11 protein-coding genes are annotated in these 13,065 nt (G+C 50.5%); 8 read left to right on the top strand and 3 right to left on the bottom strand.

Going from position 1 to position 13,065, the window contains the following annotated elements:
• From QBE55_04550 to abc-f, 4 genes are all read left to right on the top strand, one after another.
• A complete protein-coding gene (locus QBE55_04550) occupies nt 1-1,470 on the top strand; it encodes a M23 family metallopeptidase (protein ID WZL79427.1) in 1,470 nt (489 codons plus the stop codon).
• 265 nt (nt 1,471-1,735) lie between these two features.
• Nucleotides 1,736-2,587, top strand: a complete 852-nt coding sequence (locus QBE55_04555; GenBank protein WZL79428.1) for a hypothetical protein — start codon at nt 1,736-1,738, stop codon at nt 2,585-2,587.
• Nucleotides 2,588-2,665: 78 nt separating this feature from the next.
• Complete coding sequence (locus QBE55_04560) at nt 2,666-3,964, top strand: UDP-N-acetylglucosamine 1-carboxyvinyltransferase (protein WZL79867.1); 1,299 nt, start codon at nt 2,666-2,668, stop codon at nt 3,962-3,964.
• A 449-nt stretch (nt 3,965-4,413) separates the two neighbouring features.
• Entirely contained in the window at nt 4,414-6,267 is a 1,854-nt protein-coding gene (gene abc-f / locus QBE55_04565; GenBank protein ID WZL79429.1) for an ABC-F type ribosomal protection protein, read from the top strand.
• Here abc-f and QBE55_04570 read toward each other — a convergent pair whose 3' ends face one another.
• From QBE55_04570 to QBE55_04580, 3 genes are all read right to left on the bottom strand, one after another.
• Nucleotides 6,268-6,825 (bottom strand): Fe-S-containing hydro-lyase, encoded by a 558-nt coding sequence (locus QBE55_04570; GenBank protein ID WZL79868.1) that lies wholly within the window; start codon nt 6,823-6,825, stop codon nt 6,268-6,270.
• Between the two features lie 245 nt (nt 6,826-7,070).
• Nucleotides 7,071-7,910 (bottom strand): fumarate hydratase, encoded by an 840-nt coding sequence (locus tag QBE55_04575; GenBank protein WZL79430.1) that lies wholly within the window; start codon nt 7,908-7,910, stop codon nt 7,071-7,073.
• Between the two features lie 86 nt (nt 7,911-7,996).
• Nucleotides 7,997-9,169, bottom strand: a complete 1,173-nt coding sequence (locus QBE55_04580; GenBank protein ID WZL79431.1) for a malic enzyme-like NAD(P)-binding protein — start codon at nt 9,167-9,169, stop codon at nt 7,997-7,999.
• 196 nt (nt 9,170-9,365) lie between these two features.
• Between QBE55_04580 and QBE55_04585 the strand changes: the two genes are divergently transcribed.
• From QBE55_04585 to rlmH, 4 genes are all read left to right on the top strand, one after another.
• Nucleotides 9,366-10,163 carry an MBL fold metallo-hydrolase gene (locus tag QBE55_04585; protein ID WZL79432.1) on the top strand — a complete coding sequence of 266 codons (798 nt, stop codon included), beginning with the start codon at nt 9,366-9,368 and terminating at the stop codon, nt 10,161-10,163.
• Between the two features lie 67 nt (nt 10,164-10,230).
• Complete coding sequence (locus QBE55_04590; protein WZL79433.1) at nt 10,231-11,370, top strand: trypsin-like peptidase domain-containing protein; 1,140 nt, start codon at nt 10,231-10,233, stop codon at nt 11,368-11,370.
• Between the two features lie 75 nt (nt 11,371-11,445).
• Nucleotides 11,446-12,450 (top strand): type II CAAX endopeptidase family protein, encoded by a 1,005-nt coding sequence (locus tag QBE55_04595; protein WZL79434.1) that lies wholly within the window; start codon nt 11,446-11,448, stop codon nt 12,448-12,450.
• Entirely contained in the window at nt 12,450-12,929 is a 480-nt protein-coding gene (rlmH, locus tag QBE55_04600; GenBank protein ID WZL79869.1) for a 23S rRNA (pseudouridine(1915)-N(3))-methyltransferase RlmH, read from the top strand. Before QBE55_04595 ends, rlmH begins: the two co-directional genes overlap by 1 nt.
• Nucleotides 12,930-13,065 lie beyond the last annotated feature (136 nt).

Genomic DNA, 13,065 nt, shown 5'->3' on the forward strand with positions numbered 1-13,065 from the left:
ATGAATTCTTTTCTTACCAAAGCGAAAAAAAGTCTGGCCGGGATGAAAAACAGGATTTCCGGCATGGCAGACGATAAGTTCTTTCGGATTTATCAGCATCAGCTGTCCATTCTGCTGACGCTGATGATTTTCCTGGCAGCCGGGATTCTGGAGGCGGACGGGGCAGCCGTGCGTCCGGATGACGGGCAGACTCTCTCCGGCCTGGTACCAGCCTATAAGGTATCCATGGATGGGACGGAGCTGGTTTATGTATCCGATCCGGGTCCGGTGAAGTCCGCTCTTGCTCAGAAGATCGAAGAGACAAAGCGGCAGTATGACATGGATGTTTCCCTGGATCAGGAGATTACATTTGAGAAAAAGCTGGTGTCCCCGAAACGGGTTTACCTGCCGCCGGATACCCAAAACGTGATCCGAAGGGAAGCAAAAGTCCAATGCAATGCTTCTGCTGTTTATGCAAACGACGTACGGATCGGAACAGTAAAGAACGAAAAAGAAGCGAATGAATTCCTGAATCGGTTCAAATCCCAATATGTTGAAGATGGGACGAAGCCGGAAAGCGTAACCTTTCAGGAGGAAATCAAGATTGTTCCGATATCCGTTCCGCCGGATCAGGTTCAGGATATGGACACGGTATTGGCGGAAACGGCAAAGGGCAGGGAAACCGTTCAGGAATATACCGTAGCGGATGGAGATACTCTCACCACGGTTGCAGAATCCCATGATATGGATTTGGACAGGCTCGTTGCGGAAAATTCCCATGTTCCGGATCCGGACCATCTGAAGCCCGGCCAGAAGCTTCGTTTATACTGTAACAGGAGCCCTTTGAATGTGGTAACCACCGAAGTGATTTCCCAGGAGGAAGCGATCCCCTTTGAAACAGAGGTACGGGAAGACGAATCCATGGACAGGAGCCGGACCAAAACCCTTCAGAAAGGCAGGGAAGGGAGAAAGAAAATGGATATCCGGGTGGAAAAGGTGAACGGGGAAGAAAAAAACAGGGCAGTCCTGTCCGGGCAGGTCCTTTCCGAGCCGGTAAAGAAAATCATTGCCAAAGGGTTCGGAAAAGCGGAGCAATCCGCCCTGTCCTCCCGCGGGGGAGGCGGTTCCCTATATAAGCCGACCAGCGGCAGACTTACCTCCGGCTTTGGACAGAGATGGGGCAGGCTGCATAAAGGCATTGACATAGCAAACTCCGTCGGCACCCCCATTTATGCAGCGGATTCCGGCAAGGTCATTTTTGCAGGTACCAGCCGCGGCTATGGGAATTTCATACAAATTGATCACGGAAGCAGCGGCCTGATAACCTGCTACGGCCATTTGAAAAGCTTTGACGTATCTTCCGGCGAAGTTGTCAGACGGGGACAGTTGATTGCACATATGGGAAGCACCGGCAACAGCACCGGACCGCATCTGCATTTTGAAGTCCGCGTGAACAATGCCCCGCAGAATCCGATCAAATATCTGTCCTGAGTGCACCTTTCGCCTCGAATTCCTGATAATATCCTCTCCAGAAGCCGACTGAATTTTGGCCTGAACCGCAATACCTGTCAGAATACCAGAAAGCCCACAGAATATCGACACTGTGGGCACTTTTTTTAGAAATGCTAATTGATTTTTCGGCATATTACTGATATACTGAAGAAGAGCATTAAAATCCATCATTTACCTGTTCGGTTTTCCCGGCAGAGATGTTATAATAAATTATGTCTTATATCCCTGTAAAGGGGGTATGGCTGTGAGGTCAAACAGAAAATGGTGGAAGATCGGCTTACTGCTTATTTTGGCAGGTGTAATGCTGCTGGTTCGGTATAAGGGCATTTTGTATACCGGTGTACATCCGGTTATGACATATGTGGAGAGCCAGCGTATTTCCGACGGTACGGAGGACTACAAACAGTTGGAAAATGGCCGGTTTGTGATCCGTTACAAGGCGGGAGACAGGGAAGCCGCAGATCGGGTTGAAACCATTGCAGCTGCCTGGGGATCGAAAGTGCTGGATTATTTTGGATATCAGCCTTCGGATCCTATCGATATTATAATATTTTCCCGTGAAGAGGACTTGAAAGGCGTTCTGCGGATTCCCCACGGGCAATCTGCGACTGGTGCCTATGCAGGCGGCATGATTAATCTGCTGTCTCCGGACAGCCTGAAAGGAATGAATCAGGATCCGGATTCCCTGGTCAATGTTTTTGTCCATGAGCTGGCTCATTTGGCGATGGATGGGATTTGCAGGGGGAATTATCCTCTGTGGTTTGCAGAGGGCAGTGCGCTTTATATGGAATATGTATTACTGGGTTATGAATGGGGCAGCGGATTGCCCGAGGAACCGAATTATACCATGGAGGACCTGACTTATCGCTTTCATGCCCTGGATGATCAGAAGGCCTATCGACAGTCTTTTCTGTTGGTAAAAGGCCTGGCGGACAGGTATGGGAAGGATTCCTGTATGGAGTTCCTGCACAGACTGGGGAGTGGACAGGATTTTGAAAAGGCCCTCAGGGATGGTTTCGGTATCCAATCCGTGACCGATATCAGGGACTGGAGGAGCATGGCATCCGGGAAAAGCCGGTGCCGTGCATGGATATAAGACATTCCGGATAAACTTAAAAATACAAAAGAATAGATTCAGGAGGTGAAGCCCTTTGCTGTCCGGCTGGGGCGTGTGTTGGAGAAATTTCATATCATCGGTGGGAAACGGCTCACCGGCACCGTATCCATTGGAGGAGCGAAAAATGCGGCTGTAGCCATAATGCCTGCGGCTTTATTGGCGGACGGGCCTTGCGTAATAGATAATTTACCTTATATTGATGACGTTATTATACTGGCAGATATTCTTTCTGAACTGGGAGCCAGGGTGAATCTGAGCCAATCCGGCAGGGTGGTGATTGACGGAACAACGCTGAAGCATCATAAAGCTCCGTTTGAAATGGTAAAGTGCCTGCGCGCTTCCTACTATCTGCTGGGTGTTCTTCTTGGAAGGTTTGGAAAGGTGGAGGTACCGTTTCCCGGAGGCTGTGAAATCGGGGCGCGTCCCATTGATCAGCACATCAAGGGGCTGGAAGCTCTTGGCGCGAAGGTCGATATTGAACATGGCGTGATCCGGGCCAAAGCGGACCGCCTTGTTGGCAATGAGATCTATATGGACGTAGTCAGCGTAGGGGCCACCATCAACATCATGTTGGCTGCGGTAAAGGCAAAGGGGCAGACCATCATTTCCAACGCGGCAAAGGAGCCTCATGTGGTTGATGTGGCCAACTTTCTCAATGCCATGGGTGGAAATGTAAAGGGCGCCGGTACGGATGTGATCCGCATCAACGGAGTGAAACAGCTGAACGGCTGTGAGTATACCATTATCCCTGATCAGATTGAAGCCGGTACGTTTATGATAGCTGCAGCGGCCACTGCAGGAGATGTAGTGGTGTCCGGAGTCATTCCGAAGCATCTGGAGTCCATTTCCGCAAAGCTGTTGGAAATGGGAGAGGACATTACGGAAGGAGACGATTTTGTCCGGGTCCGGGGGACACGCAAGCCCAGGAAGGTAAACATCAAGACACTTCCTTATCCCGGGTTTCCGACGGATTTGCAGCAGCCCATGTCTGTACTGTGCAGCATCGCCAAAGGGACCAGTGTCATAAATGAGAGTCTGTTTGATCATCGGTTCCGCCATGTGGAAGAGTTGCGCAAAATGGGTGCAAATATCAAGGTGGAGGATCGTATCGCCATTTTTGAAGGCGTAAAAAAGCTGACCGGGGCGCCGGTGTCCGCATCCGATCTGAGGGCGGGGGCGGCATTGATCATTGCAGGCCTGGTTGCAGAAGGTGTTACGGAGATTGATCATATCCATTATATTGACCGGGGATATGAAAACATTGAAGACAAGCTGAACAGTCTGGGAGCCGATATCCGGAGGCTGGCAGACGGAGAAAGCCTGTTGAAGGAAATAAAGAAAGCCAGAACGGTTTGAAAGGATTGCCTTTGGAGGGCGGTTTCATCCGCCGATCCGGTTTGGTCAGCAAAAAGTAATCGGCGAAAGTAAAACGAAGAGTTGAAAGGAGCACGCAATGCGGATTTGTTTCTCAGTCCGGTAAACGGAATCGGTAAAAAGTTCATACATACTTGTTTTGCCTTTTTGCCAAAAACTGAGGGATATTTTTCCGCTTCAAAAAGCAGGATGGTTCTCATCTGATCTTTTTTGTCAGATTGGTTTTCCTGCCATTTTATTTGGATCTTCTCTTTCCTGCATGACAGTAAAAGCAATCGTAATGCAGGGACCGAACTATAATAGGATGGTGTATTGTGTTTCGGTATAATGAAAGACGAAGAGACTGCAGTGGGAGTTTTGTTTCTCAGCAGTCTTTTTTTAATATCCGGAAAGTACACATAAAGTCCGGTTTTTGGATGGGGATAAAAAGCATGATGCTTAAGACGGCAGGGCAAAACGTTCCGGAAGTTTTGGCAATACTGGAAGTTCTGTTGAAAAAGGAGAGGATCGGATTGCTGCTGCAATGTCATAATATCAAAAAGGAATTTGGAATCCATGAAGTGCTGAAATCGGTCAGTCTGGACCTGGAGGAAGGGGAGTGTGTGGGCCTTGTTGGGAAAAACGGGGCGGGTAAGACCACCCTGGCCAATATCCTGTACGGGGAATTGAAACCGGAGGGAGGAGAGATCATCTGGCATCGGAAAGACGTCCGGATAGGATATCTGCGCCAGTCTGTTTATTATACCTCGGATGTTCTGCATGATTTTCATTCCGGGCAGGAAGATCCTGCGCAGATACAGGAATTCCTTCATGCCGCCGGTGAGCTGGGTACAGAAAAAGTGTCCCGGTGGGAGGAGGAGCGGTTCGCCAATCTGAGCGGCGGGGAAAGGACCAAGCTTGCGCTGGCGCAGATATGGTCTGCACAGCCTGATCTGCTGATCCTGGATGAGCCCACCAACCACCTGGATTTTCAGGGAGTCGAATGGCTGGTCGGCGAGCTGGCTGGATACCCGGGCACCATATTGGTCATTTCCCATGACCGCTATTTTCTGGATCAGACGGTAAACCGCATCCTGGAAGTGGAAGACGGTGTTCTTTGTGAATATCACGGAAACTATTCGTTTTACAGGAAAGAGAAGCGCAAACGACAGGAAGATCAGATGCATGCCTATGAGGTGCAGGAGAAGCGGAAGGAAAAGCTGGATTCGGAAATCCGACAGCTGAGACAATGGTCCGGAAAAGCTCATAGGGATTCCACAAAGAAGGGAGCAAAAAGCGGCAATAAATTTGGTACCAAGGAGTTTTACCGGGTCAAGGCAAAAAAGATGGATCGCCAGGTAAAGTCCAGGACAAAACGGCTGGAGAAACTGAGAACGGAAGGCATTTCAAAACCGAAAGAGGAATTTCAGGTTTCCTTTGCCCTGAATGATGCGCAAAAGCATGGAAAAAGAGTGATGGAGGCATCCAATATCCAAAAAAGATTTGGAGATCGGGTATTGTTTCGGAAAAGCAGCTTTACTCTGCTGCGTGGTGAGAAAGTGGGGCTTTTCGGCCCCAATGGGTGCGGTAAAACGACACTGGTAAAGGCCATCATCGGGCAGGAGCCCATAGAGGGAACTTTGTTTGTCTCTTCTTCTGTTTCCATCGGTTACATGAGTCAGGACGTTCTGGATCTGGAGAGTTCAAAGACCGCCATAGATCTGTTTCCTGCGCCAAACCGCAGGGAGCAGGGTAAAATACGTACCATGCTGGCCAATCTGGGCTTTGATGGAGAAATGCTGAGGGAACCACTGAAGAGTCTGAGCCTGGGGGAGCGGACCAGGCTGAAGCTGGCGGCGCTGGTCCTGGGGGGAGATGATCTGCTGATATTGGACGAACCGACCAACCATCTGGATCTTCATGCGAGGGAACAGTTGGAAGAGGCGCTGGATCAGTATGAAGGCACGATTCTGCTCATTACCCATGACCGATATATGCTGGAACGGGTCTGTGAGAAACTGCTGGTGTTTGAAGACGGCCGTATCCGACGGGTGGAATATGGTGTGGAGGAATATCTGAAAAAGACGGGGAGTTGCGGACTCCACAAAAAGGAATCGGAGGTCAAAAAGCAAAATCGGCCCGGGAAACGGGCCGAGCCAATACGCTCTTCGGACGAAGAAAGAATGCTTCTGGAAAACCGGATCACCGCCGTGCTGGGAAAGCTCAGTGCGGAAAAGCCAGGTACGCCGGAATATCAGGCTTTGGATGCGGAATTCAGGGAATTGATTGCGATGAGAGAATCCTGATCACAGCTGCCGGTATTGCCGGGGTCCAATGTCGTATAGATTGTTTCCCCGTGCGTCAATGGCGACGATCAGGGGAAAGTTTCTCACTTCCAGCCGGTAAACGGCTTCCGGCCCCAGATCATCAAATGCAATCACCTGCGCCTTTTTGACGCATTGGGCAATCAGGGCGCCGGCTCCCCCGACGGCAGCCAGATAAACCGCCCCGTTCCGGACCATGGCGTCGATTACCTCCGGACTGCGCTGACCTTTGCCGATCATGATCTTCAGTCCCAGATCCAGCAGCAGGGGCGTGTAGCGGTCCATCCGGGAACTGGTGGTGGGACCGCAGGAACCGATGATTTTTCCCGGAGCGGCAGGACACGGCCCGGTATAATAGATTCCCTGATTCTTTATATCAAAGGGCAGTGCAATTCCCTTGTTCAGGTATTCCATCATTCGTTTATGGGCGGCGTCCCTGCCGGTCAGGATGCACCCCGACAGGCTTACTACGTCCCCTGCCTTCAGAAGGGATATTTTCTCCGGAGAAGCGGGTACAGTGAGCTTCCACTCCTGTTCCATGCTTTTGCGCTGATTCCTTCGTCCTGTGTTTTTTTGCAGTACCATGTGCTGTCCTTCCTTCCGGCTGCTTTTCCTGCTGTTCCATTTTTCCGCCTATCGTATGCCCTTCACCTTTATTCCATCTTCTTTTATGATACGTTCTGGTTCTATTATTTCTTTATTTCTTATGTTTCTATATTGTGGCTTTCGCTTCGCTTATTTGCCCGTCTGCGCTGCCGGACATGCCATTGCTCACAGGATACCTGCTACAGAATCGCTTCGGCATGCCGTGCCACGTGGCATTGAATATTGACTGCCACGGGCAGTGCGGCCAGGTGGGTGGGAAAGGTTTCGACAGAAACAGCCAGGGCGGTGGTTCTTCCGCCCAGCCCCTGGGGACCGATCCCCGTTTTGTTGACAGACACAAGCAGCTCCTGTTCCAGGGAAGCCAGATCCGGATCCGGATTGGGGGCTCCCGCCTTTCTCAGAAGGGCTTTTTTGGAAAGATACGCTGCCTTTTCCATCGTGCCGCCGATCCCCACTCCCAGTATCACGGGAGGGCATGGGTTGGCGCCTGCCCGGATCACCGTATCCAGTACAAACTTCCTGACACCGTCGATTCCATCGGAAGGTTTCAGCATGCCGATCCGGCTCATATTTTCACTGCCGAATCCTTTGGGAGCCACGGTGATTTTCATCCGGTCCCCTCTGGTGATCTCCGTATGAAGGACAGCCGGAGTATTGTCGCCGGTGTTTTCCCTTTCCAGCGGGGTCAGGACGGACTTGCGGAGATATCCTTTTTGATATCCGCGGCGCACTCCTTCGTTGACGGCATCCGTCAGACCGCCTCCGATGATATGCACATCCTGACCGATTTCAAGGAATATGACCGCCATGCCGGTATCCTGACAAACCGGCAGGCGCTCTGTCTCTGCCGTATCGATATTCCGGAGCAGCTGATCCAGAATCTGAATACCAAAGGGAGATTCCTCCTTTTCCCGGGCCTGCATTAGCAAGCTCTTCACATCCTCCCCCAAATGGCAGCATGCCTTCACGCACAGCTTTTCCACGGTGCCGGAAATTGTTTCTGCACTGATTTCTTTCATGAGCTTCCTTTCCTTTATCGTTTCTTGTTGACTGTCGCCTTATGGCTTCTGCTCTGTTCCGTTTCCTGCTCCATGGAGCGTAAGCATTACGCCCGGGCTACCCCGCTTTTTCGCGCAGCCTGTGCAACAGCTGCTGCAACAGCCGGCGGCACATTCTTATCAAATGGGGACGGCAGGATATTGTCTTCGTTCCGTTTCTCTTCCGGAACGGCGGATGCAATGGCATAAGCCGCTGCCATCTTCATTTCTTCGTTGATATCGGAGGCCCGCACATCCAGTGCTCCGCGGAAGATGCCGGGAAAGGCCAGTACATTGTTGACCTGATTGGAATAATCCGACCGTCCGGTGCCGACAATCCGGGCGCCGGCTTTCTTTGCCTCATCCGGATCAATCTCCGGAACCGGATTGGCCATAGCCAGTACAATGGAATCCGGATTCATGGAATGGATCATTTCCGGGGAAACGATATTTGGCGCGGATACGCCGATAAAGACATCCGAATTTTTCATGGCTGCAGTCAGGTCACCCTTTCTTCCCTGTGGGTTGGTGATGCCCGCCAGCTTTTCCTTCATAAAATCATTTTTAGGGTCTCCCGGGAAAAGGATCCCGTCCCGGTCGCAAAGTGTCATGGATTTTACACCCAGCTGAAGCAGCAGTCTGGCAACAGCGGAGCCGGCGGAGCCGATTCCATTGATTACTACCTTGATTTCGTCAAATTTTCTTCCTGTGATCTTCAGGGCGTTGATCAATGCCGCGCTGCATACCACTGCTGTTCCATGCTGGTCATCATGGAAGACCGGGACATCCAGCGATTCTTTCAGGCGACTCTCCACTTCATAACACCGGGGTGCCCCGATATCCTCCAGATTGATGCCTCCGAAAGAAGGTGCAATGTTTTCCACTGTACGGACGATTTCATCCGCATTCTGGGTATTCAGGCAGATCGGAAAAGCATCTACGCCGGCAAATTCCTTGAACAGGATGGATTTTCCCTCCATGACGGGCATGGCAGCCAGAGGGCCGATGTTTCCCAGCCCCAATACGGCGGATCCGTCGGATACCACAGCCACCAGATTGCCGCGTGCCGTATAACGGTATACATCCTCCGGGTTCTGATGGATTTTCCGGCAGGGTTCTGCCACGCCGGGGGTATAGGCTGTGCTTAAATCATCCCGGTTGTTCACCGGTACTTTTGACCGTATCTCAATTTTTCCTTTTGCTTTTTCGTGAAGGGACAATGCCTTTTGTCCATAATCCATTTCGTGGGCCTCCTAATGTAAAGTTTGAATACTTATCACGACCCAAATTATTGGTTTGGGAACGTCATAATTTATTATATCATGATTATATCATGCGGGAATCCTTCCGGGAAATTAAAATCTGTTTCTTTGATTGAAGCGGTCTGCCCTGGTGTGATATAATCGCTTCCAGAGAGAAACAAACGGGGGGTCGTCAATGGATTTCAGGGTTTGTTCGCTTTTCAGCGGAAGCAGCGGAAATTCCACCTATATCGGTACAGAAAAGACACATATCCTGGTGGATGCAGGGCTGCCGGGCAGGAATATTATTGCCGGGCTAAAACAGGTCGGCATTGACGGCAGGGATCTGAAGGGAATTCTGATTACCCATGAGCATTCGGATCACATCAAAGGGGCCGGGGTTTTGTCCCGGAAATTCAATCTTCCCATTTATGCCAATGAAGGCACCTGGGAAGCCATGGACGCCAAAATTGGAAGAGTGGCTCCGAATAACCGCAGGGTGTTTGACAATGATATGGATTTTTATATTGAGGATATCAATGTCCAGCCTTATGAAATCCCCCATGATGCAGCAGATCCGGTCGGCTTCAGCTTTTATTTCCAAAACAAAAAAATTAGTATCGCCACCGATTTGGGGCACACTAACAGTAATATTATAAAAACTGTTATGGACTCGGATCTGGTGATTCTTGAGGCCAATCATGATCTGGATATGCTGAAGGCCGGACCGTATCCCGTATATCTGAAGAAGAGGATCCTGGGCAGAAAAGGGCATCTTTCCAATGAAGACTCCGGTAAAACCTTACTGGAACTGATCAAGGGAAGCGTGACCCACGTTCTGCTGGCTCATTTAAGCAAGCAAAACAATTATCCCCAGCTGGCCTATCAGACCGTGACGGATATTCTGGAATCCAACGGCGTACGGGTGGGCCGGGATATTTTGGTGGATATGACGTATCGGGACAGAGCCAGTAATTTCTATCATATCAGATGATTTTATCGGAATCCTGTGTCACACCGGAATCCAAAGCAAGTCCTGACAGCATTCTGGAGGGAAAGGCTTGCGCAGAAAATTCTTTTTGAGCATGATTGTTTTTGCAATGTTTTTTTTATCTTCCTGCAGTGTTTCCCGACGTCCTGGTACTTCGGGGAATTCGGGAAATTCCGGGAAGACCTATCAGTATACACAGCCCCGGTCTTCTGATCCCGTGGAAGAGTCGCAATCTTCCGGGGACCCTGTGGCATCCGGGGCAGTGGCAAATGCCGCGGCAAGGGTGAGGCCGTCTGTGGTCGGAATATCGGCAACGCATATCCAGCGGGACAAGGGCATGGGAAGGGCGGAGGCCGTGGAAGGGGTTGGATCCGGTCTGATTGTCAGTGCCGATGGATATATTCTGACCAATGATCATGTGGCGGGTGCCAGTGTGCAAAACCTTGTCGTCATCCTGCAAAACGGGGATGAGCTGAATGGAAAAGTGCTGTGGACGGATCCCACCCTGGATCTGGCTGTAGTCAAAGTCAACGCTTCCGGCCTCCCGGCTGCAGAGCTGGGCAACAGCGAAAAGCTGGTCGTCGGCGAATCCGCCATTGCCATTGGGACTCCACTGGGACTTCAGTTTCAGCACACCACTACGGCAGGGATTATCAGCGCTCTCGATCGCACGGTACAGGTGGGGACCGAAAAGGGCCAGAACTTCATGGAGGATTTGATACAGACCGACGCATCCATTAATCCCGGCAACAGCGGTGGGCCCCTGATCAATGTCCGGGGACAGGTTGTGGGGATCAACACGGTAAAAGTGGTCAGTGCGGAGGGGATTGGATTTGCCATTCCCATTGACGTGGCCAAACCCATTGTAAGGCATTTTATGGAGGACGGTAAATTTACAACTCCCTATATTGGAATCGTCGGTTATGATAAGGATATTGCCCATTACTACAAACAGGATGACAGTCTGGCTGACGGAGTATATATCGTGGATCTGGATCCAAGAGGACCGGCGTATCAAAGCGGTATCCGGGTGGATGACATCATAACCCGGGTGGATGGCCAGCCGGTCACCAGGATGGTGGAACTCCGGACAGCCGTTTATTCCAACCGGATCGGGGATACCATCGAAGTTGTTGTCAGTCGGAACGGAAAGCAGAAGAGCTTCAACATGACACTGAAACAGAATCCTGTTTCCACGACGACGGAATGATGATTTCCGTGCCCGACTATTTACTTGCTGCTACTCATACTATATGATAGTACAATAGGGAAGGGAGGAGTTACATTGGACAACAAAACGGAACCGATCCGATTGGAAGAAGAGGGGGGAAGAGCTCCGACTCCTTTGGCAGGCAGCGTTCTGTATCTGCTTGTCCTGCTGTTGATGATGCTGAATTCCATTGTGTCCCAACGAATCCGCCCGACCGGAAATTTTTATTATATTTATATGCTTCTTGTTCAGATCGCTACCATAGGCCTGCCGTCGTTTCTTTATCTGATCATCCATCGGATGGATATCCGAAAAACAGTGCGATGGAATAAGATCCGGGTTTCGGAAGCTTTGCTGTGTGTGGGGATGGCATTTTTTGGATACGGCGTGATTGTCTTTGTCAATCTGTTATGGACATTGTTCCTGAATCGGTTTGGCACGCCGCCGGCTCAGCAGCTTCCGCCCATTGAGTCAGGATCGGATCTTTTGGTGTCGATTATTGTGATTGCCGGAATCCCTGCCCTGTTGGAGGAGTTCCTGTTCCGGGGCACCATCCAGAGAGGATATGAAAGATTCGGGAAAACAGCTTCCATTCTGCTGACCGGCATCCTGTTTGCCCTTCTGCACCTGGACATCGCCTCCATACCATCCATTCTTCCTATGGGTGTGCTGCTTTGCTTTCTTACCTACCGGGCGGATTCCCTTTTTGCCGGCGCCATTTATCATTTCACGAACAATATCATTGCTGTCACGATCACCTATCTGTCCGGCGTGATATCCAGGCGTTTTCCCATGGAAGGCATGGCAGATTCCCTGACGGATATTCCTCCGGAAACATTGAAGATGACGATTGCCGCGTGGGGTGTGACAGGGATCATCTCTTTTGTCCTGTTCCTCGGCTGCCTGATCGGGTTTTACCGGATTACCGAAGGAAAGCAGAAGGTTTTGCCTGCAGATCCTGACCATGCGCCCAGCCGAAGGTTCCTTCAGCTTTTTCCGGCAATTCTGGCAGTTGTCATTATACTGATTCTCCTGGTATTTCAGGTTGTGGAAATGATCCACCCCCTGCCGGCCCTATGATGGATATACAGATCCTTTGCGTTGGGAAAATAAAAGAGGAATATTTTGCCCGCGCAATAGCCGAATACCTCAGGCGGCTCCACCGCTATGCAAATATGAAAATCACGGAAGTGGCGGATGAGCGGGCTCCTGAGACCCTGTCACCGGCTGAAAGGGCTGCGGTAAAGAAAAAGGAAGGTGCCCGGCTTCATAAATTTCTCCGGAAAGACGCCGTAACCATTGTGCTGGCTGTGGAAGGCAAATCCATGACTTCAGAGCAGTTTGCGGAAACCATCCGTCAATATGGTCTGGTGGGGCGAAGCCGCCTGGACTTTGTCATAGGCGGATCTTTGGGACTGGATCCTTCCATTCTCCGGCAGGCAGATCTTCTCCTGTCTTTTTCCCGGTTCACATTTCCCCATCAGCTGATGCGTCTGATTGCACTGGAGCAGATCTACCGGGCATTCCGTATCATCAATGGAGAGCCGTATCATAAATAGGAAATCAATTTTTCGAAGCTGCGTTACATGTAAAATGTGAAAAGCTTTTCTATATGATGCGAACCTTGTCTTTTATGCTCGAATGAATAAAATTTTGTAAATGGATTGACAGATAACTATGCAGAGGCTATAATTG

Source organism: Eubacteriales bacterium mix99, from assembly GCA_038396605.1.
GTDB lineage: Bacteria > Bacillota > Clostridia > Caldicoprobacterales > DTU083 > UBA4874.

Bases quoted from the DNA above. Each gene is read 5' to 3' on its own strand.
- QBE55_04580 (WZL79431.1), bottom strand. From the start codon at position 9,169: ATGGATTATGGACAAAAGGCATTGTCCCTTCACGAAAAAGCAAAAGGA.
- rlmH (WZL79869.1), top strand. From the start codon at position 12,450: ATGGATATACAGATCCTTTGCGTTGGGAAAATAAAAGAGGAATATTTT.
- abc-f (WZL79429.1), top strand. From the start codon at position 4,414: ATGATGCTTAAGACGGCAGGGCAAAACGTTCCGGAAGTTTTGGCAATA.
- QBE55_04570 (WZL79868.1), bottom strand. From the start codon at position 6,825: ATGGAACAGGAGTGGAAGCTCACTGTACCCGCTTCTCCGGAGAAAATA.
- QBE55_04585 (WZL79432.1), top strand. From the start codon at position 9,366: ATGGATTTCAGGGTTTGTTCGCTTTTCAGCGGAAGCAGCGGAAATTCC.
- QBE55_04575 (WZL79430.1), bottom strand. From the start codon at position 7,910: ATGAAAGAAATCAGTGCAGAAACAATTTCCGGCACCGTGGAAAAGCTG.
- QBE55_04550 (WZL79427.1), top strand. From the start codon at position 1: ATGAATTCTTTTCTTACCAAAGCGAAAAAAAGTCTGGCCGGGATGAAA.